The sequence below is a fragment of the Streptomyces sp. NBC_00012 genome (assembly GCF_045040875.1).
In the GTDB taxonomy this organism is placed as follows: domain Bacteria; phylum Actinomycetota; class Actinomycetes; order Streptomycetales; family Streptomycetaceae; genus Streptomyces.
In genome coordinates, this window is the sequence record NZ_CP108309.1 from 4,717,114 (window position 1) to 4,737,796 (window position 20,683).

Here is a 20,683-nt window from a genome sequence, read left to right on the forward strand (position 1 = left end):
GGAGGCGGGGCGCGCGGCGCGGGGTCGCCGGCGGCAGCGCGGGGGGCGGCTGGTGGGCTGGGGGTGACGGCGGCGGTTCGTCCTGCGGAAGCGGGAACTCCGGGCACTCCGGAGGCCATTCGTGCGGCGGCGGCCACTCCTCGTGCAGTGGTGGTTCTTCGTGTGGCGGCGGGGGCGGATGCGGCGGAGGAAGCTGATCCGGACAGCTGGTTCCGGAGGTGTCCGGCGGGTGAACTCCCGCCGGACACCTTTTTGTTGAGGCTTTTGGCGAGTTGTCGGTGAACAGATGATCCGGGAGGCCCCCGAGGGGATGGAAACCACGGCAAGTTGGGCAAAAACTCTGTGGATGCGACTTATTCGTGGTTCCCTCGGTGGAGAGAACACTCAGCCCTCGGACCCCAGTTGGACCTGATCGGGCGCTCCACCTCCCACGTGCGTCACGTCGGGGGCGTCCCCTGTCCATGCGTCCATGCTTGCTTGCGGAGCCGACACATGCTCACGACACTCCAGACGACATATTCCGATACCCGCGCTGCCGATCTGGCCTGGGCGCTGGGGCGCGAACCGCTCCCCGCCCTGGCCGTGCTCGACCTCGATCTCGCGGGTGCCAGGCTTCAGATGCGCCTGCTCGGCGCCTCCCACCAGGTTCTCCTCGAAGAGAACCGCGGCACCTGTTCCGAAACCGTGGCCTGCATCCCGGGGAGCAGCACCCCGCTCCCGCTCGGGGTCTCCAAGCGACTCGGGGAATGGGAGTACGAATTCGCGGCGCGCGTCGAGACGCTCTCGGAGGGCTCGTTCGCGGGGCGCGCACAGGAACTCCTCGCGCTGGTCGCCGACCATCCGCACGGTCTCGCCGGTACGTTCCCCGGCAGCCCGCACGCCTTCACCGCGATGCTCGCCCAGCGGGCCGAGGGCCAGGTGCGCTGGCGCACCTGGCATGCGTATCCGCAGGAGGGGCAGTTGGTGGTGACGCGCAGTCGAGTGGGAACGCGGATGCCGGCGGCCGCGCTCTGAGTAGCCCCCAACTCCGTTGTGGGCACGCCACTTACACCCTTGTGGGTGACAGGCTGCCACGTGATCGTGACGTAGCGTTCGCATCATGATCGACCAGCAGGTGCCGCTGCGAGGGGGCGCGGAGTGTCTTCCCGTACGGCCGAGGACCGGTCGCTGTCTCGTGCTGGCCGCGGTCTTCGTCTGTGCCGCCTGCGGTCTGGTGTACGAGCTCGAACTGGTAGCGCTCGCCTCCTACTTGATCGGTGATTCCGTCACCCAGGCCTCGGTCGTGCTCTCCGTGATGGTCTTCGCGATGGGTGTCGGCTCGCTTCTCGCGAAACGTTTACGCAGCCGTGCCGCGGTGGGTTTCGGGCTGATCGAGGCCACGCTCGCGCTCGTCGGCGGCTCCTCGGCGCTGGTGCTGTACGCGTCGTTCGCCTGGATCGGGGAGTCGAGGTACGCCCTGGTCGGGTTCTCGCTCACGATCGGGATCCTGATCGGTGCGGAGATCCCGCTGCTGATGACCCTGATCCAGCGTGTCGACCGGCAGGACGCGGGCGGTGCCGTCGCGGATCTCTTCGCCGCCGACTACGTGGGCGCGCTGGTCGGGGGGCTCGCGTTCCCGTTCCTGCTGCTGCCGATGCTCGGACAGCTCACCGGGGCGCTGTTCACCGGAACGGTCAACGCGGCGGCGGGCGGGGCGCTGGTGCTGTGGGTGTTCCGGTGGGACCTCACCACGCGCTCCCGCTGGCTGCTGATCGTGTTCAACGTGGCGGTGATCGCCGTGCTGGCCGTAGCCACCGCGCTGGTCGACGACTTCGAGCGGGCGGCGCGGCGTGCGGTGTACGGGGACGCGGTGCGGGTCGCGGTGCAGACCGATGTCCAGGAGGTGGTGCTGACGGGGGCGGGCCGCAGCTCCCTGGATCTGTATCTGGACGGCCGGCTGCGGGTCAGCGCGCGCGACGAGTACCGCTACCACGAGGCGCTGGTGCACCCGGCGATGAACGGGCCGCGGGCCCACGTGCTGATCCTGGGTGGTGGCGACGGCCTCGCCGCCCGGGAGGTGCTGCGCTACCCGGATGTACGCGACGTCACGGTGGTCGAGCTCGACCGGGACGTCACCCGGTTGGCCCGTACCGACCGGGCGCTCTCGGAGCTGAACGGCCACGCGTTCCACGACCCCCGGCTCACCGCCGTCACCGCCGACGCCTTCAACTGGATGCGGGCGGCGCACGGCAGCTACGACGTGGTGATCTCCGATCTGCCCGACCCCGGGATCTCCACCAGCACGAAGCTCTACTCGGCGGAGTTCTACGGCCTGGTCGCCGAGGCGCTCGCGCCCGGCGGCCGGGTGGTGGTGCACGGGGGCCCGCCGGTGTCCCGGCCGCGTACGTTCTGGACGGTCGAGGCGTCGATGAGGGCGGCGGGCCTGGGGACCCGCCCGTACCGGATCAGCGCCCGGCTCGCCGATTCCGCGGCCGGCCCCGACCGGGCCACGCACCGGGCGCAGCGCGCGCACGGCTGGGGCTTCGTCCTCGCCGGCCGGGGGAGCGGACCGGAGCTCGGCCTCGCCCGGAAGGCCCCGGCGCTGCGCTCGATGACGGAGCCCGAGCTGGTCGACGCGGGGCGGCGGGCGCAGGACGCCCGGCTGCCGGGGCTGCCGCCGTCGACGCTGGTGCATCCGCGGTACTGGGAGGACCGGTGAGCCGGGTGGACCGGCCCGGGTGGGTGGTGGCTTCAGGAGGCGGAACCGCTGACGCGACGGTCGGGGCTGAGTAGGCTCGGTTTCCATGGAGCATGAGGTGTTCGTTCCGGTTCCGGTCCCGTCCCTGAGGCGGACGCTGGGTGACCCCGCCCGTGTCGCGCGATGCGTGCCGGGCCTGCAGCGGGACGCCGACTCGTCCGCGGGCCCGCTGTCCGGCCGGCTCAGGATCCGGGTCGACGGCCACACGATCACTTACCGCGGCGCGCTGCGGCTCACCGATGCGCCGGGCCCCGAGGGCTCGCCCGGGGCCGGGATCCTGGTGACGGGCGAGGGCGTCGAGGCCCGGGGCAGCGGCTCGGTGAAGCTGAGCCTGACGGTCGGGCTGACCGAGCGCGACGGCGGCACGGCGATCGGGTTCGCGGGTACGGCGAGTGGCGACGGCAGGTTCCTGGAGCTGGACGCGGCGGCGGCGCTCGCGGCGGCCCGCCGGCTGCTGGACCGCTTCGCCCAGCAGCTGGTGACGGAGACGCTGTCCGCCGCCGGTGAGCCCGACGGGCCGCTCGGCGAGGCCGTGGAGCAGGCCATCGAGGAGGCGGCCGAGGAGGCCGACACGACGGGCGCGGCCACTGCCCGTGGCATCAACCCGGAAGCCGACGGTACCGACGGTACCGACGGAACCGACGGCGCCGATGGAACCGACGGCGCCGATGGAACCGACGGCACCGATGGAACCGACGTACCGCCCACCCGTGAAGCCGCGGCGGACGAGGCGCCCTCGGCAGGGCAGCCGGGGGAGCCCGAGGCCCCCGGGAACCCCCCGGGCACCGGCTCCGTCTTCGACGCGCCCGTGCCCCCGCCCTCGCTCGACCCGGTCTCCGAGGCGGAGTTCACCGCCCCCGGGAACCCCCCGGCGGAGGCCGCGCACGCCAGGCGGACCATGATCGGCCGCAGCGCCGAGGAGGTCGACCACGCGCCGCCGCGCGGCCGGTACGCCCCCGTCCCGTCACCCGATTCGACCACCGCGGGTGCCACGCTCCGCTGGGTCGCCCCGGCCGCCGCGCTCGCGCTGGCGTCCGCCGTGGTGGTGACCCGGGCGCTGAGGCGGCGGCGGTAGCGCTCGCGCCAGTAATGTCGGACGGGTGAGTAGCAGCGAGAAGGACGTCCGGCTCTCCGTCGGCGACACAGAGTTGACCGTGAACCCCGCCAACGGCTGTCGCATCGACAGCCTGCGGATCGGTGGCACCGAGCTGCTGCGGCAGGGGGAGCGGTACGGCTGCTTCCCGATGGTGCCGTGGTGCGGGCGCACCGGGAACGGGCTGTTCCACAACGGCGACGTCGCGCACCGGTTGCCGCTGAACGCCCCGCCGCATGCCATCCACGGCACCGGCCGGGACACCGCCTGGCACACCGCCCGGCTGGGCGAGCGGGAGGCGTCGTTCTACTACGACCTCGCCGACCCCTGGCCGTACCCGGGCCGGGTGACCCAGACCTTCGAGCTGGCCGAGGATTCGCTCACCCTCGCCTTCGGCATCGAGACGTACGGGGACTCGTTCCCGGCGCAGGCCGGCTGGCACCCGTGGTTCCTGCGCAACCTCGGCGGCGGTGGCAAGGACGCGGAAGTGGCCTTCGACGCCGCCTGGCAGGAGGAGCGGGGCGAGGACCATCTGCCGACCGGCCGCCGCATCCCGCCCCTGGACGGTCCCTGGGACGACTGCTTCGGGATGCCGGATGGTGTCGAGGTGACGCTCACCTGGCCGGAGCAGCTGGAGCTGACCGTGAAGAGCCGGACCGAGTGGGTCGTGATCTACGACGAGCAGGACGAGGCGGTCTGTGTGGAGCCGCAGTCCGGCCCGCCGAACGGGCTCAACACCGCGCCCCGCTACGTCACTCCGATCGATCCGCTGGAGATCGCGACGACATGGAGCTGGCGCCGGCTCTGACGCCGGCGGTGGTGCGCCGGGGGCCCTGGGGCTTTCGTTCGCGTGCTGGGCCCCGCGGGCCCGGCATGGCCCGAACGGGAGGCCCTAAGCTCGTAGCCATGAGTGACGTACGTGCTGAGCTGCTCCAGCAGATCAAGGACAAGGCCGTGGTACACGGCAAAGTGACCCTCTCCTCGGGTCTTGAGGCCGACTGGTACATCGACCTGCGCCGCATCACGCTGGACGGCAAGGCCGCTCCGATGGTCGGTCAGGTCATGCTCGACGCCACCGCCGAGCTGGACTACGACTGCGTGGGCGGGCTGACGCTGGGTGCCGACCCGGTCGCCACCTCGATGTTGCACGCCTCCGCCGCGCGCGGGCAGGAGCTGGACGCGTTCGTCGTCCGCAAGGCCCAGAAGGCGCACGGGATGCAGCGCCGCATCGAGGGCACGGACGTGAAGGGCCGCCGCTGCCTGGTGGTGGAGGACACCTCGACCACCGGCGGTTCGCCGCTGACGGCCGTCGAGGCGGTGCGCGAGGCCGGTGGCGAGGTCGTGGCCGTGGCCGTGATCGTGGAGCGGGGTGCGGCCCCGGCCATCGCCGAGGCCGGGCTGCCGTACGTCCACGTCTACTCGGTGGCCGATCTCGACCTGGCCTGACATTCGGCTTTGACCTGCGGTTTTTTCCGGGGGTGGACCGTTTCACGTGAAACGGTCCACCCCTTCCGCGTGCCTGTGCCGCGGCCGTGGGACCGGCCCGGCGATTGGGCCGGGTGGAGCCGGAGCGAGAGTCTGGGAAGATGGGGGCGACGATGACGTCGCCCCCAGGTCAGGGAACCAGCACGCACACCCGCATATCCCAAGGAGCGGTCAGATGCCCATCGCAACCCCCGAGGTCTACGCCGAGATGCTCGACCGGGCGAAGGCAGGCAAGTTCGCCTACCCGGCCATCAATGTGACGTCGACCCAGACCCTGCACGCTGCACTGCGCGGCTTCGCGGAGGCGGAGAGCGACGGCATCGTCCAGATCTCCACCGGTGGGGCGGAGTTCCTGGGCGGCCAGTACAACAAGGACATGGTCACCGGCGCCGTCGCCCTGGCCGAGTTCGCGCACATCGTCGCCGCCAAGTACGACGTCACGGTCGCGCTGCACACCGACCACTGCCCCAAGGACAAGCTGGACGGTTACGTGCGTCCGCTGCTCGACATCTCCGCCGAGCGCGTCGCCCGCGGTGAGAACCCGCTGTTCCAGAGCCACATGTGGGACGGTTCGGCCGAGACGCTGGCCGACAACCTGGCTATCGGCCAGGAGCTGCTGGCCAAGGCCGCCGCCGCCAAGATCATCCTTGAGGTCGAGATCACCCCGACCGGCGGCGAGGAGGACGGTGTCACGCACGAGATCAACGACGAGCTGTACACCACCGTCGACGACGCGCTGCGCACCGCCGAGGCGCTGGGCCTGGGCGAGAAGGGCCGCTACCTGCTGGCCGCCTCCTTCGGCAACGTTCACGGCGTCTACAAGCCGGGCAACGTCGTGCTCCGTCCCGAGCTGCTGAAGGACCTCCAGGAGGGCGTCGGCGCCAAGTACGGCAAGGCCGCTGGTAGCCACCCCTTCGATTTTGTCTTCCACGGCGGCTCCGGCTCCACCGAGCAGGAGATCGCCACCGCGCTGGAGAACGGCGTCGTGAAGATGAACCTCGACACCGACACCCAGTACGCCTTTACCCGCCCGATCGTGGACCACGTGTTCCGCAACTACGACGGTGTGCTGAAGGTCGACGGCGAGGTCGGCAACAAGAAGGTCTACGACCCGCGCAGCTGGGGCAAGTCCGCCGAGGCGGGCATGGCCGAGCGTGTCACGGAGGCCTGCGCCAACCTGCGCTCCACCGGCACCAAGCTGAAGTAGCAGCAGGTACGAAGTGTGGCTGTGGGCCCGGCACCCCGTGGGGTGCCGGGCCCACAGCATGTCCGACAGACACTTAGGGAAGGGGTCGCTGTGGGTTCCAGTGCGCGCTATGACTTCGACAGGGTCGTCGACCGCCGGGGCACCTGGTCCGTCCAGTGGGACGGGGTCGCGGACCGGTTCGGGGTGGACGGACTGCTGCCGTTCACCATCTCAGACATGGACTTCGAGACCGCCCCCGAGGTGCTGGGCGCGCTGCGCTCCCGGCTCGACCACGGGGTGTTCGGCTACACCGACTGGCGGCAGGACGACTTCCGCTCGGCGATAGCCCACTGGTACGCGACCCGGTACGGCACTCAGGTGGACACCGGGCAGCTGGTGTACGGGCCCTCCGTGCTCAGCCAGCTCTCGCAGCTGTTGCAGATGTGGACGTCGCCGGGCGACGGCGTGGTCGTCCACACCCCCACGTACGACGGTTTCCGCAAGGCGATCACCGGGCTCGGGCGGGAGCTGCGAGGTGTGCCGGTGGGGGACCGGGCGGCGCTGGAACGGGAGCTGGCCCGCCCCGACAGCAGGGTCCTGGTCCTGTGCTCCCCGCACAACCCGACCGGCCGGGTGTGGACGGCGGCCGAGCTGGGTGAGACGGCCTCGCTTGCCGAGCAGTACGGGGTCGCGGTGATCAGCGACGAGATACATGCGGACTTCGTGCACGAGGGGCATACGCATGTGCCGTGGACGCGGGTGGCGGGCGCTGGGCGATGGGCGCTGATCACCTCCGCGTCGAAGGCGTTCAACTTCCCGGCGCTGACCGGTTCGTACGGGTTCGTCGGCGATCCGGCCGACCGGACGGAGTTCCTGCGCCGGATGGAGACGGCCGAGGGGCTCGCCTCTCCGGCGGTGCTGTCGCTGACCGCGCACATCGCCGCGTACCGGGAGTCGGCACAGTGGCTGGACTCGCTGCGGGAGTACGTCGCCGGGAATCTGGCGCTGGTCGCACAGCGACTGGACGAGGCGCTCCCGGAACTGGGGTGGCGGCCGCCGCAGGCCGGCTACCTGGCGTGGATCGATCTGCGCGCCGCCGGTGTCGACGGCGACGAGGCGTTGCAGCGGGTGCTGATCGAGCAGGAGCAGGTCGCGGTGATGCCGGGCGGGGTGTACGGCGCGGAGGGCTTCGTACGGCTGAACGTGGGGTGCCCGCGCGCCAAGGCGGAGGCCGGTGTGGACGCGCTGATCCGGGGCGTGCGGGCGGTGACGGCGCGGACGTCGTAGGTTGCGCGGGGCGGCGGGGCGGCGGGGCGGTCCGCCGCACTGATGGTCCGGCCGGTCGGCCGGCCCTCTGCGGGGCCGTACCCCCGCCCCGATGGCCCTCGCGGCCCGGAGCGGGGATGCTGCTCGTATGCCTGACGCAGCAGGTGCAGCAGACACAGCAGGCGCGGCGGACCCGGGTGCCATCCGCGTCGCCTCCGCCGCCGGACGCTGGGTCGTCCTCACCACCGTCCTCGGCTCCAGCATGGCCATGCTGGACTCCACCGTCATCAACGTCGCGCTGCCCCGCATCGGCAAGGACCTCGGCACCGACCTGGCCGCACTCCAGTGGACCGTCAACGCCTACATGCTGACCCTCGCCGGGCTGATCCTCCTCGGCGGCGCCCTGGGCGACCGGTACGGGCGGCGGCGGGTCTTCGTCGTCGGCGTCGTCTGGTTCGCCGCCGCGTCGGCGCTGTGCGGTCTGGCGCCGAACGCCGCCGTCCTGATCGCCGCCCGCGCCCTCCAGGGCATCGGCGGGGCGCTCCTCACGCCAGGTTCGCTGGCCCTGATCCAGGCGAGCTTCCACCCCGACGACCGGGCCCGCGCGGTCGGGCTGTGGTCGGGGCTGGGCGGGGTCGGGGCCGCCATCGGGCCGTTCGTCGGCGGCTGGCTGGTCGACGGGCCCGGCTGGCGGTGGGTGTTCCTGCTCAATGTGCCGCTCGCCGCGGTCTGTGTGCCGGTGGCGCTGAGCCATGTACCGGAATCGCGCGACCCGCACGCCCACGGGCGCTTCGACGTGCTGGGCGCCGTGCTCGCGGCGCTCGCCCTCGCCCTGGTGACCTACGCGCTGATCGAGGCGCCGGGACAGGGGGCGTCCGGGGCGGTGATCGGCACGGCCGTCGCGGGGGTGCTGCTCGGGGCGGTCTTCGTACAGGTGGAGCGCACCCGGGCGGGACCGATGCTGCCGCCCTCGGTCTTCGCGTCCCGGCAGTTCACCGCCGTCAACGTGATCACCCTCTGCGTGTACGCGGCGCTCGGCGGCTACTTCTTCCTGGCCGCGATCCAGCTCCAGGTGGTGGCCGGGTACTCGGCGCTCGGCGCGGGCACGGCGCTGCTGCCGACGACCGTCCTGATGCTGCTCTTCTCGGCCGCCTCGGGCGAACTGGGCCAGCGCATCGGGCCCCGCATCCCGCTCACGGCCGGGCCGCTGATCGCCGCCGCGGGAATGCTGCTGATGCTGCGCGTCGGGCCCGGGTCGAACACCGTCTCCGGCTACCTCACCGATGTGCTGCCCGCGGTGGCCGTCCTCGGCGTCGGGCTGGTCACCCTGGTCGCGCCGCTCACCGCGACCGTGCTGGCCTCCGTGGACACCGCACGGGCCGGCCTCGCCAGCGGGATCAACAACGCGGCCGCCCGCGCCGCCGGGCTGATCGCGGTGGCCGCGCTGCCGCTGCTCGCCGGAATGGGCCCGGAGGCCTACCGGAACGCCGACGAGTTCGCCGCGACCTTCCGCCGGGCCATGCCGATGTGTGCCGGGCTGCTCGTGCTGGGGGCGGTGATCGCCTGGGCGACCGTACGCGAACCCCTGGTCACGGCGGACGCGGAGGAGCAGACGCGGCCCGAGTGCACCGTGCACTGCGGGGTCGCCGCACCGCCCCTGGAACCGGCGCACGAGGAGGAGCGGAAACCGGGCGCGCGCTGACCGCGCACGCCGACGCCCGGGTACCCCCGGCGCGCATGTGCCAGGCACACTTGAACCCATGTCGATCCACGAGAACCTGCTCGGGGGCCCTCCCCCGACCCACCTGCCCGACGACCCGGAGCCGCGCGAACTGCTGGCGAACGGCACGGCCCCCGCCGATGTCGCCGCGAAGTATCCGACCTCGTCCCTGGCCTGGGCACAGCTCGCCGACGAGGCGTACGACGGCGGCCGGGTCGTCGAGTCGTACGCCTACGCCCGCACCGGCTATCACCGCGGCCTCGACGCGCTGCGCAGGGCCGGCTGGAAGGGCCACGGCCCGGTGCCGTTCGAGCACGAGCCGAACCGCGGCTTCCTGCGTGCCCTGCATGCCCTGGCGCGGGCCGCCCGGGCGATCGGTGAGCAGGAGGAGTACGAGCGCTGCTCGACGTTCCTGCGCGACTCCTCGCCCACCGCCGCCGAGACGCTGGGTTAAAGGCTCCGAAAGGGCTCCGAGAGGCCCCGAGAGGGGCTCCGAGAAGGGCGCCGAGAAGGTGTTCCGGGCCTCGCGGACGTACCGCCGTCCGCGGGGCCTGCGCGTTTTCCCGGCGTCCGCTTAGGATGCCGACAGGGGACCGGAGCTCCATCACCTCACGGAAGGGGCGGACCGCTACCCGGAAGCTCGTGTCGAGGAGACAGCAATGTCGACGATCCACCCCGACCCCGAAGCCACCGGTGCGCAGACCCCGCACCTCGACTTCGCGGGAACGACTCCGTACGAGGACTATGTCCAGGCGGATGTCCTGACCCATCTCCAGCACCCTCGCTCCGACGATCCGGGCGAGATGGTCTTCCTGGTCACCACCCAGGTCATGGAGCTGTGGTTCACCGTCATAGTCCACGAGTGGGAGACCGCCGCGCACGCCCTGCGCGAGGACCGGCTGAACGTCGCGCGCGACGCGCTCAAGCGGTCGGTTCGGGAGCTGGAGGCGCTCAACGCCTCCTGGACCCCGCTCGCCCAGCTCACCCCCGCCCAGTTCAACTCCTACCGCTCCGCGCTCGGCGAGGGTTCCGGTTTCCAGTCGGCGATGTACCGGCGGATGGAGTTCCTGCTCGGCGACAAGTCCGCCTCCATGCTGGTGCCGCACCGGGGCGCGCCCCGCGTCCACGCCGAGCTGGAGAAGGCGCTCGCCGAGCCGGGGCTGTACGACGAGACGCTGGCGCTGCTCGCCCGGCGCGGGTTCGCCATACCGAAGGCCGTGCTCGGCCGGGACCTGACGCAGAAGTACGACCCGTCCCCCGAGGTCGAGGCGGTCTGGGCGGAGATCTACGCGGAGCCCGAGCACCACGACGAGCTGGTCCGGCTCGGCGAGGCGCTCACCGATGTCGGCGAACTGGTGTGGCGCTGGCGCAACGACCATCTCGTCGCCACCCGGCGCGCGATGGGTTCGAAGACCGGTACTGGCGGCTCCGCCGGGGTCGCCTGGCTGGAGAAGCGGGCCACGAAGAACGTCTTCCCCGAGCTGTGGACGGCGCGCAGCCATGTCTGAGACCTTCGCTGCCATGCCCGAGAACCCCGCCGCCATGTCCGAGTCCCTTGCCGCGCGGGCCGCGGCACTCGACGCCGCCGACCCGCTCGCGGACCGGCGCAAGCTCTTCGTCCTCGACGACACCGTCTATCTCGACGGCAACTCGCTCGGCGCACTGCCGGCGCACGTGCCCGCCCGGGTGCAGGAGGTCCTCACCCGCGAGTGGGGCGAGCTGCGCATCCGGTCCTGGGACGAGAGCGGCTGGTGGACCGCGCCGGAACGGATCGGCGACCGGATCGCCCCGCTCGTCGGGGCCGCCGCCGGGCAGATCGTGGTGGGCGACTCCACCAGCGTGAACGTCTTCAAGGCCGTCGTCGCCGCGACGCGGCTGGCGCCGGAGGGGCGCGACGAGATCCTCGTCGACGCGACGACCTTCCCCACCGACGGGTACATCGCCCGGTCCGCCGCCCGGCTGACCGGCCACCGGGTCGTCCCGGTCGCCCCCACCGAGGTGCCCGGCGCGCTGGGCCCCCGTACCGCGGCCGTCCTGCTCAACCACGTCGACTACCGCACCGGCAGGCTCCACGACCTGCCCGGACTGACCGCAGCCGTGCACGAGGCGGGCGCCGTCGCCGTCTGGGACCTGTGCCACAGCGCGGGCGCCCTGCCCGTCGGCCTCGACGAGCACGGCGTGGACCTGGCGGTCGGCTGCACGTACAAGTACCTGAACGGCGGCCCCGGTTCGCCCGCGTACATCTACGTCGCCGAGCGCCATCAGGCGGCCTTCGACTCGCCCCTTCCGGGGTGGACTTCGCACGCCGACCCCTTCGGCATGACCCCTGAATACACCCCGGCCGACGGCGCGGTACGAGGACGGGTCGGCACCCCCGACATCGTCTCCATGCTGACGCTCGAAGCAGCGCTGGACGTCTGGGACGGGGTGTCCATCGACGAGGTACGGGCCAAGTCCCTGGCGCTGACGGACTTCTTCCTGATGTGCGTCGCCCGGTACGCGCCCGAGGGCCGGGTCCCCTCCATCACCCCCGCACGCGCGGAGCGCGGCAGCCAGGTCGCGCTGCGCTGCGAGGACGCGGAGCAGGTGATGAGCGAGCTCATCGCCCGGGGCGTCGTCGGGGACCTGCGCCGGCCGGACGTGCTCCGGTTCGGATTCACGCCGCTGTACGTCGGGTTCGCGGACGTGGAGCGGGCGGCGCGGGTGCTGGGTGAGGTGCTGGCCCAGCGGTAGCCGGCCCGGCGGTGGCAGGCCCAGAGGTGGCCGGCCCGACAGCAGCCGGCCCGACAGCAGGGGTGTCCGCGGGCCTTCGCTGTCGCTGTGGGGCGTACGCGGGCATCCCCCGGGGGCGCGCGGGTGAGGGTGTCCGCGGGCATCCCCACGTCCGTGGGGGCATCTGCGGGCATTCCCGGGCCGTGATCCTCGGCGGGGACGGGAACCTTCCGTACTGGTACCGTCCCCGCAGGTCAGGCCAGTTGGGCACAGCTACAGGACGGTTGGAGCAGCATGTCGGATTCTGCCGCGCGTGATCGGGACGCAGCCGAGACCGAGTCGGCCCTCTCGCATCCACCGGTCGCCCCCGACGCTTCCGCCGCCTACGGCAGCCACCCCGACCAGCTGATCGACTTCTACGCCCCGCGCGACGGGCGGACCGGGGCGCCGGTCGTGGTCGTGCTGCACGGCGGGGCATGGCGGGCGCCGTACGACCGGCAGCATGTGTCGCCGTTCGCGGACTTCCTGGCCCGGCGCGGCTTCGCCGTCGCCAGCGTCGAGTACCGGTGCGGTGGCGAGATCCCGCAGCAGCGGGGTTCCGGTCCGGTCGCGGGCCGCTGGCCGGAGACCTTCGACGATGTCGCCGCGGCGATGGACGCGCTGCCGGCGCTGCTGGCCCGGGAGCTCCCGGCGGCCGACGCCCGGCGGATCGTCGTCACCGGGCACTCGGCCGGCGGGCAGCTGGCGCTGTGGGCCGCCGCCCGGCACGTACTGCCCCAGGGGTCGCCGTGGCGGCTGCCCGCGCCGCCGCAGCTGCGGGGCGTCGTCGCCCTCGCACCCATCGCGGACTTCGCCACCGCCGTCGCGCTGGATGTGTGCTCCGGGGCGGTCGGCCAACTCCTCGGCGGTGAGGAGGACTTCGCGGAGCGGGCCGCGCATGCCGACCCGGCCGCGCTGCTGCCCACCGGCATCGCCACCACCGTGGTGCAGGGCACCACCGACATCGATGTGCCACAGGCGGTCGCGGAGGCCTTCGTCGACGCGGCGGCGAAGGCGGGCGAGACGGTGGGGCTGACCCTGCTGCCGGACGTCGGTCATTTCCCGCTGATCGACCCGGCGGCGGACGCGTGCGCGGTGGTGGCGGAGGAGCTCGCACAACTCGCGTGGTGAGAGCCGGACAGGCGCGAGGCGGAGCCCGTAGTACTTGCGATGGACGTCCCGGAATCCGTATCACTGCTGACGACCTGGCCGAACCCGCCGCCTAACGTGGAAGCGTGACCGAGACCAAGAGCAGAAGCCCGGAGTTCCAGCTGGCCGCGGGGGCGATAGGCGGCCTCCGGCAGGCCCTTTTCGTGGATGCGTTCGCCTACCGCCCGATGCCGCCGCTGGGGACCGACGGGCCGGTGATCCGCCGGCTGCCGAAGCGGATGCGGGCGCGCGCCACCTGGGCGCTGCACGCGGTCGTGGTGCTGGCCGCGCTCATCGCCTTTCTGCTGGGGGTCGCCGCGGCGAACAACCCGATCGGCGAGGTGCTCGCGCTGTTCCCGGCCATCAGCGTGGTGATGACGCTGGTCAGGCCGGTCGGGGCGTTCTGGATGTCGTTGCTGCTGACCCCGGTGACGGCGGTGTTCGGCAACAGCGGGTGGCCGTGGGGGCCGGTCACGTTCTTCACGCACCTGGTCGTGCTGATCGTCGTCGCGGCCAGGACCGGGCGGCGCACCGCCGCCTGGATGTGGGGCCTCACCGTGCTGCTCGGCGTGTTCATGGAGAACCTCGTCTGGCGGGCCGGGACCACCACCGTGGGCATGGGCCTGACCTCGGCGTTCGCCCTGCTGGTCGTCGCCATGGTGCAGATCCGCCGCGACGCGGAGCGCGAGGTGACGGTGCAGCGCACCGTGACCGCCGTCGAGCGCGACCGGCGCACACTGCTGGAGGAGCGCACCACCATCGCCCGTGAGCTGCACGACGTGGTCGCGCACCACATGTCGGTCGTCGCGATCCAGGCCGAGGCCGCCCCGTACCGGGTGGAGAATCCGCCGCCCGAGCTGGAGCAGGCCTTCGTCACGATCCGGGAGAACGCCGTCGCCGCCCTCACCGAGCTGCGCCGGGTCCTCGGTGTCGTACGCGCCGAGGACTACCAGGCGCCGGACGCCCCGCAGCCCACGCTCGCCCAGCTCGACGGGCTCCTCGCCAACGTGAGCGAGGCGGGTCTGGCGACGGAGAAGACCATCACCGGTGCGGTGCGCGAACTGCCGCAGGGGGTCGAGCTGTCGGCGTACCGGATCATTCAGGAGGCCCTCAGCAATACGCTGCGGCACGCACCGGGCGCCACGGCCAAGGTGGAGATCGGCTATGTGCTGGGCGGGCTCGGGGTGCGTGTCGTCAACGGGCCGCCCACCGGCCCGGTGAAGCCTTCGCCGGGGGCGGGCCACGGGATCACCGGGATGCGGGAGCGGGTCGCGATGCTGAACGGCGACATGACGGCCGACACGACCGCCGAGGGCGGGTACGAGATCGCGGTGTTCATCCCCGTACAGGCCGGTTCCGAACCCAGGGAACAGGCGGGCTCCGAGCCCGGAGGACAGGCGGACCGGGCATGAGCACTCCCACCGCCCCGTCCATCCGGGTGCTGATCGTGGACGACCAGATGATGGTCCGTGAGGGCTTCTCGGTACTCCTCAACGCCATGCCGGGGATCGAGGTCGTCGGCGAGGCCGTCGACGGCCGGCAGGCCATCGCACAGGTCGCCGCGCTGCGCCCCGACGTGGTCCTGATGGACATCCGGATGCCGGAACTCAACGGCATCGAGGCCACCCGCGAGATCGTCGCCGCCGACGCGGACGCCAAGGTCCTGGTGCTGACCACCTTCGACCTCGACGAGTACGTGTACCAGGCGCTGCGCGCCGGGGCGTCCGGCTTCCTCCTCAAGGACGCCTCCGCGCGCCAGCTCGCGGACGGGGTACGGGTGGTGGCCGCGGGCGAGGCGCTGCTCGCGCCGACCGTCACCAAGCGGCTGATCAACGAGTTCTCGAAGCTCGCGGAGACCCCGCGTTCGCCCGCGCTGGCCCGGGTCGGCGACCTCACCGAGCGCGAGACGGAGGTGCTCGTCCTCATCGCGCAGGGCCGGTCCAACGCCGAGATCGCCTCGCATCTGGTGGTCGCCGAGTCCACCATCAAGACCCATGTGAGCCGGATCCTGGTGAAGCTGGGGCTGCGCGACCGCACCCAGGCGGCCGTCTTCGCGTACGAGGCCCGGCTGGTCACACCTTCTTGAGCCGGTCACGCCTGGTCACACCGTCCTGAGCCGGTCGCGCCGGGTCAGACCTCCCTGAGCCGGTCGCGCCGGGTCACACCGCCCCGAGGGGTGGTCGGCGGCCGGGGGTGCGGATAGCGTCCGGCTATGCGCCAGTCCCCCCGTTCCGCGGCCGATGCCCCCTTCGATCCCTGGTCCCCGGTCTTCGTCGCCGACCCGTACCCCGCCTACGCCGTACTGCGTGCCACCGGCCGGGTGCACCGCTTCGAGCCGACCGACCAGTGGCTCGTGCCGCACCACGCGGATGTGTCCGCGCTGCTGCGCGACCGCCGTCTCGGGCGCACCTATCTGCACCGTTTCACCCACGAGGAGTTCGGCCGCACGCCGCCGCCCGCCGAGCACGAGCCCTTCCACACCCTCAACGGGCAGGGGCTCCTCGATCTGGAGGCCCCCGACCACACCCGGATCCGGCGCCTGGTCTCCAAGGCGTTCACCCCGCGTACGGTCGAACAACTCGTCCCGACCGTGCGGCGGCTGGCCGCCGAGCTGGTCGACTCCTTCGTCGAGGCGGGCGGCGGCGATCTGCTCACGGCGGTCGCCGAGCCGCTGCCGGTGGCCGTCATCGCCGAGATGCTCGGCATCCCGGAGTCCGACCGGGGCCCGCTGCGGCCCTGGTCCGCGGCGATCTGCGGAATGTTCGAGCTGAACCCGTCCGAGGAGACCGCGCGCGCCGCCGTCCGCGCCTCGCTGGACTTCTCCGCGTATCTGCGCGAGCTGATCGAGGAGCGGCGCAAGAACCCCGGTACGGATCTGATCTCCGCGCTCATCGCCGCCCACGACGAGGGGGAGCGGCTGAGCGAGCAGGAGATGATCTCCACCTGTGTGCTGCTGCTGAACGCCGGCCACGAGGCGACCGTCAACACCACCGTGAACGGCTGGTGGACGCTGCTGCGCCACCCGGAGCAGCTGGCTGCCCTGCGTGCCGACCACGGGCTGCTGCCGACGGCCGTCGAGGAACTGATGCGGTACGACACCCCGTTGCAGATGTTCGAGCGCTGGGTCCTGGACGACATCGAGATCGACGGCACAGTCATTCCGCGAGGCTCGGAGGTGGCCCTGCTCTTCGGCTCGGCCAACCGCGACCCGGCCCGCTTCGCCGACCCGGACACCCTGGACCTGGCCCGGCGGGACAACCCGCACATCACCTTCGGCGCGGGCATCCACTTCTGCCTGGGCGCCCCGCTGGCCCGGGTCGAACTGGCCGCGTCCTTCGGCGAGCTGCTGCGCCGCGCCCCGGGGATGCGGCCGGCGGCCGAGCCGGAGTGGAACCCGGGCTATGTGATCAGGGGCCTGAAGGAACTCCGCGTGGAGCTGTGAGCGGGGCTGACCCGGAGCCGGAGCCGGAGCCGGAGCCGGAGCCGGAGCCGGACCCGGACCCGGACCCGGACCCGGACCCTGACCCGGGGGCAGGGGCGCCAGGGGCTGGGGGCTGAGGGGGCGGGCTCGGGCGGTGCGGCCGGGGCCCGGCGCTCGGGGCCCTCCGCGTCAACACCCCATCTCGCAGTGCGTGTACGGGTCCTCCAGCACGTCGAAGACCACTCCGACACCGACGAGAGCGGCGAGCAGCGCCGTCGCCCCGAGCGTCCGCCGCCACTTCCGTCGCGCGAGGTTGATGAGGACGAGCCCGGTCGCGATGCCGCCGAGCGCCATGACGGGCAGCCCGAACCAGAACACGTCCCATTCCGACTCGCCCTCGAAGCCGAGGATGCCACGCTGGCCGTACGGCACCCAGGCGAGCATCCCGGCGGCCCCGCCCGCGGCGACGACCGCGCACCCTATGACCCCGCGGACGGCTTCCTTTCGGTTCTCCACGATCGATGTGACGCAGGGACACCGCGGTGAGGTTGCACTTTCCCGGGACTCCCGCCCGCCCCCCACGTCACCGTCACGCCGCGTCACGTCAGGACATCGCGCCTGCGCAATGCCGCCACCCCGGCCCCGGCCAGCACCACCGCGACGGCGGTGAGCGTGAGAACCGGGCCCCATTCCATTCCTGTGCCGCCCGGCAGCTTCGGCAGATGTGTGAACGGCGATACGTCCATCACCGCCTGCGGCATGTCGACGGCGGGCCCGAGCCACCCCAGCGCCAGGCAGATCCCGGCGACGCCCCAGGACGCCACCGCCGCCTTCGGGAGCGCCCCGTACAGCAGGACCGTCACCCCGCCCAGCAGCCAGATCGCCGGCAGCTGCACCAGCGACGCACCCAGCACGGCCGGGAGTTCGTGGCCGTAGCCGACCGCCAGGCCGAGGCCGCCGACCGCCATGAGCAGGGCCGCGCCGCCGAACGCGATGACCAGATGACCGGCCGCCCACCCGGTCCGGCCGACGCCGCCCGCCAGCACCGGTTCGGCGCGGCCGGCGGTCTCCTCGCCGTGCAGCCGCAGCACCGACGCCACGATGTACAGCGCCGCGACCATCCCGAGCACGGAGACCATCGCGGCGAGGAACGCGTCGGTCAGACCGGCCTGTCCGCCCATCCGCTCGAAGATCTCCCTGGTCTTCGCGTTGTCGCCGACGAGATCGGCCGCCCCGCCGGTCAGCCCGCCGAAGGCGACCCCGACCACCGCGAAGGAGAGCGTCCACCCGGTCAGCGCACCGCGCTGGAGCCGCAGCGCGAGACCGAACGCCGTGGAGATCCGCCCCTGCGCGGGCCCCGGTCTCGTCGCCAGGAAGCTCATCCCCACATCGCGCCGCCCGGCCAGCCCGTAGGCGAGGACGGCCTGGACCGCCACGGCCGCTGCGAGGACGAGCAGCACCCACCAGCGCTCGTCCCCGTACGCCCGGACGTTCTCCGCCCAGCCGATGGGGGAGAGCCACGTCAGCACGGACGAGCCGTCGTCCGCCGCCGAGTCGCCCGCCGCCTTCAGGACGAACGCGGCACCGATCACCGCCGCCGTGAGCCCCTTGGCGAGCCGGGCGCTCTCGGTGAACTGGGCTGCGATCGCCGCCGTGCAGGCAAACAGCACGCCGGTCCCGGCGACCGCCAGGGCGAGGGCCACCGCCCCGGCGCCGCCCGCGCCCGATCCCGCCAGGCCCGCCGCCATCACCAGTGCCAGTGCCGCGTTGGCGATCACGGCGGCGAGCAGGGCGGCGGTCAGCGGGGCGCGGCGCCCCACCATCGCGGAGGAGAGCATCTCCTGACGGCCGGTCTCCTCTTCCTCACGGGTGTGCCGGACGACGACTATCAGGCTCATCACGGCCGCCAGCACCGCCCCGAAGGCGGCCATCCGCCAGCTCACGAGCCCGCCGACCGAGTCGTCGAAGACCGGTCCGTACATGGCCCGGAGCGAGCTGTTGCCGTTCATTGACGCGGCGAGTTCGGCGCGCTGCGCGGGGGTGTCGTAGAGCGAGACGAGGGAGCTGCTCACGGACGAGAAGGAGCCGCCGAGCACGAGCACCCAGATCGGCAGCATGATCCGGTCGCGCCGCAGCGCGAGCCGCAGCAGCGTCCACGTCCCGGCGAGCTGACCGGTCGCGGCCCGGGTCCGGCGCCGGGCGCCGGCCGGGGTGGTCAGGGGCACGGCAGTCATCGCGCCGCCACCCCCGCGCCCTCGCCGCTTTCGGGCGCGTCCGCCGCGTCGGTCGCGTAGTGGCGCAGGAACAGCTCCTCCAGCGTGGGCGGAGTGCTGGTCAGTGTCCGTACGCCCGATGCGGTGAGCGACTTGAGGACGGCGTCCAGCTTGTCCGTGTCGACCTGGAGCGTGACCCGCAGGCCCTGGACGTCGAGGTCGTGGACACCGGGCAGCCGGGCGAGCCCGTTGGGCGCACCGGCCAGCTCGGCGCTGATGTTCGTACGCGTCAGGTGGCGCATGTCCGCCAGCGAGCCCGTCTCCACCGTCCGCCCCTGGCGGATGATGCTGACCCGGTCGCAGAGCGTCTCGACCTCGCTGAGGATGTGGCTGGAGAGCAGGACCGTCCGCCCGCGCGCACGCTCCTCGGTCACGCAGTCCTGGAAGACCTCCTCCATCAGCGGGTCGAGCCCGCTGGTGGGCTCGTCCAGGATCAGCAGGTCCACATCGGAGGCGAAAGCGGCGACGAGGGCGACCTTCTGGCGGTTGCCCTTGGAGTACGTACGCCCCTTCTTGGTCGGGTCGAGCTCGAACCGGTCGACGAGGTCGGCGCGCCGGGCCCGGTCGAGGCCGCCGCGCAGGCTCCCGTACAGGTCGATCACCTCGCCGCCGGAGAGGTTGCGCCACAGCGTGACGTCACCCGGGACGTATGCGACCTTCCGGTGGAGCTCCACCGCGTCGTGCCACGGGTCGCGGCCGAGCAGCTGGGCGGCGCCGGAGTCGGCCCGCAGCAGGCCCAGCAGCACCCGGATGGTGGTGGACTTCCCGGAGCCGTTGGGCCCGAGAAAGCCGTGGACCTCGCCGGCCTCGACGGTGAGGTCGAGCCCGTCCAGCGCGTGTGTCCGACCGAACGACTTGTGCAGTCCGGCCACCGTGATTGCCTTCGTCATGTTTTTGAACGTACGCTACTTTCACAAAGTTGTGAAGTTAAGGAAGCGTATAAAGTTGGCGTCATGGCGGGGGACGGGAAATCAGGGGAGACGATCGGGCGATGACCAGCGAGACCGGGACCGGCGAGACCGGACAGAGCGTGAGCTCCGGGCGTGACGCGGAGGCCGTGTCGCGGTTCGTGGAGCGGTTCGCGTCCGAGATGACCGAGGCGGGGATGCAGCGGATGGCGTCCCGGGTCTTCGCCGCGCTCCTCGCGGACGACGACGGCTCCATGACCTCAGCCGAGCTCGCCCTGGCGCTGCAGATCAGCCCGGCGGCCGTGTCCGGGGCGGTCAGTTACCTGACGCAGGTCAGCATGGTCGGCCGCGAGCGCGAGCCGGGCTCGCGCCGCGACCGTTACCGCCTGCTCGACGAGGTCTGGTTCGCCACCTTCGCCAGCCGTGACCGCGTGCTGACCCGCTGGGAGAGCACCCTCAAGGAAGGCGTCCGCATCCTGGGCGAGGACACCCCGGCCGGCGCCCGGATCGCCGAGACGGTGGCGTTCTTCGAGTTCCTGCAGGCGGAGCTGGTCGGGATGATGGATCGCTGGCACGAGCACCGCAAGACGCTCGACCTCCCGGCCCGCGACGGGCGCGCGGACGCCTGATCCGGTGCGGATGTCCGGCCCGCGACGGGTGCGCGGACGCCTGACCTTGTGCGGATGTCCGGCGC

General features: G+C 72.3%; 19 protein-coding genes. 16 read left to right on the forward strand and 3 right to left on the reverse strand.

Going from position 1 to position 20,683, the window contains the following annotated elements:
* Nucleotides 1-492 precede the first annotated feature (492 nt).
* From OHA19_RS21750 to OHA19_RS21820, 15 genes are all read left to right on the forward strand, one after another.
* Nucleotides 493-1,014: a DUF2617 family protein gene (locus tag OHA19_RS21750; RefSeq protein WP_405714199.1), complete on the forward strand. Its 522-nt coding sequence runs from the start codon at nt 493-495 to the stop codon at nt 1,012-1,014.
* Nucleotides 1,015-1,099: 85 nt separating this feature from the next.
* Nucleotides 1,100-2,698 (forward strand): polyamine aminopropyltransferase, encoded by a 1,599-nt coding sequence (locus OHA19_RS21755; protein WP_405714197.1) that lies wholly within the window; start codon nt 1,100-1,102, stop codon nt 2,696-2,698.
* An 85-nt stretch (nt 2,699-2,783) separates the two neighbouring features.
* The gene (locus OHA19_RS21760; RefSeq protein ID WP_405751217.1) at nt 2,784-3,812 is read left to right on the forward strand and encodes a carbon monoxide dehydrogenase; all 1,029 of its coding nucleotides are present in this window, start codon (nt 2,784-2,786) and stop codon (nt 3,810-3,812) included.
* Nucleotides 3,813-3,837: 25 nt separating this feature from the next.
* A complete protein-coding gene (locus OHA19_RS21765) occupies nt 3,838-4,638 on the forward strand; it encodes an aldose 1-epimerase (RefSeq protein WP_405714193.1) in 801 nt (266 codons plus the stop codon).
* A gap of 98 nt (nt 4,639-4,736) precedes the next feature.
* Nucleotides 4,737-5,276 carry an orotate phosphoribosyltransferase gene (pyrE, locus tag OHA19_RS21770; RefSeq protein ID WP_266731675.1) on the forward strand — a complete coding sequence of 180 codons (540 nt, stop codon included), beginning with the start codon at nt 4,737-4,739 and terminating at the stop codon, nt 5,274-5,276.
* Between the two features lie 214 nt (nt 5,277-5,490).
* Nucleotides 5,491-6,522 carry a class II fructose-bisphosphate aldolase gene (fbaA, locus tag OHA19_RS21775; RefSeq protein WP_405714191.1) on the forward strand — a complete coding sequence of 344 codons (1,032 nt, stop codon included), beginning with the start codon at nt 5,491-5,493 and terminating at the stop codon, nt 6,520-6,522.
* Nucleotides 6,523-6,612: 90 nt separating this feature from the next.
* Complete coding sequence (locus OHA19_RS21780; protein ID WP_405714189.1) at nt 6,613-7,788, forward strand: MalY/PatB family protein; 1,176 nt, start codon at nt 6,613-6,615, stop codon at nt 7,786-7,788.
* A gap of 127 nt (nt 7,789-7,915) precedes the next feature.
* Nucleotides 7,916-9,469, forward strand: a complete 1,554-nt coding sequence (locus OHA19_RS21785; RefSeq protein WP_405751220.1) for an MFS transporter — start codon at nt 7,916-7,918, stop codon at nt 9,467-9,469.
* A gap of 58 nt (nt 9,470-9,527) precedes the next feature.
* Complete coding sequence (locus OHA19_RS21790) at nt 9,528-9,941, forward strand: DUF3151 domain-containing protein (RefSeq protein WP_124719607.1); 414 nt, start codon at nt 9,528-9,530, stop codon at nt 9,939-9,941.
* A 205-nt stretch (nt 9,942-10,146) separates the two neighbouring features.
* Nucleotides 10,147-10,995, forward strand: coding sequence for a tryptophan 2,3-dioxygenase family protein (locus OHA19_RS21795; RefSeq protein WP_405714185.1), 849 nt, complete (start codon nt 10,147-10,149; stop codon nt 10,993-10,995).
* Complete coding sequence (gene kynU, locus OHA19_RS21800; RefSeq protein ID WP_405714183.1) at nt 10,988-12,220, forward strand: kynureninase; 1,233 nt, start codon at nt 10,988-10,990, stop codon at nt 12,218-12,220. Before OHA19_RS21795 ends, kynU begins: the two co-directional genes overlap by 8 nt.
* Nucleotides 12,221-12,493: 273 nt before the next feature.
* Nucleotides 12,494-13,369, forward strand: a complete 876-nt coding sequence (locus OHA19_RS21805; protein WP_405714181.1) for an alpha/beta hydrolase family protein — start codon at nt 12,494-12,496, stop codon at nt 13,367-13,369.
* A 104-nt stretch (nt 13,370-13,473) separates the two neighbouring features.
* Nucleotides 13,474-14,799, forward strand: coding sequence for a sensor histidine kinase (locus OHA19_RS21810; protein ID WP_405714179.1), 1,326 nt, complete (start codon nt 13,474-13,476; stop codon nt 14,797-14,799).
* Nucleotides 14,796-15,473: a response regulator gene (locus OHA19_RS21815; protein ID WP_353790693.1), complete on the forward strand. Its 678-nt coding sequence runs from the start codon at nt 14,796-14,798 to the stop codon at nt 15,471-15,473. Before OHA19_RS21810 ends, OHA19_RS21815 begins: the two co-directional genes overlap by 4 nt.
* Nucleotides 15,474-15,599: 126 nt before the next feature.
* Entirely contained in the window at nt 15,600-16,829 is a 1,230-nt protein-coding gene (locus OHA19_RS21820) for a cytochrome P450 (protein WP_405714177.1), read from the forward strand.
* A 168-nt stretch (nt 16,830-16,997) separates the two neighbouring features.
* On the opposite strand, the gene OHA19_RS21825 is transcribed toward OHA19_RS21820, so the two are convergent.
* From OHA19_RS21825 to OHA19_RS21835, 3 genes are all read right to left on the reverse strand, one after another.
* A complete protein-coding gene (locus tag OHA19_RS21825) occupies nt 16,998-17,324 on the reverse strand; it encodes a hypothetical protein (RefSeq protein ID WP_405714175.1) in 327 nt (108 codons plus the stop codon).
* A gap of 83 nt (nt 17,325-17,407) precedes the next feature.
* Nucleotides 17,408-19,042, reverse strand: a complete 1,635-nt coding sequence (locus tag OHA19_RS21830; protein ID WP_405751223.1) for an ABC transporter permease — start codon at nt 19,040-19,042, stop codon at nt 17,408-17,410.
* Nucleotides 19,039-19,971, reverse strand: a complete 933-nt coding sequence (locus tag OHA19_RS21835) for an ATP-binding cassette domain-containing protein (protein WP_405751225.1) — start codon at nt 19,969-19,971, stop codon at nt 19,039-19,041. The genes OHA19_RS21830 and OHA19_RS21835 overlap by 4 nt, the downstream gene beginning before the upstream one ends.
* Before the next feature lie 101 nt (nt 19,972-20,072).
* Between OHA19_RS21835 and OHA19_RS21840 the strand changes: the two genes are divergently transcribed.
* Nucleotides 20,073-20,618, forward strand: a complete 546-nt coding sequence (locus OHA19_RS21840) for a GbsR/MarR family transcriptional regulator (protein WP_405714169.1) — start codon at nt 20,073-20,075, stop codon at nt 20,616-20,618.
* The last annotated feature ends 65 nt before the right edge of the window (nt 20,619-20,683 follow it).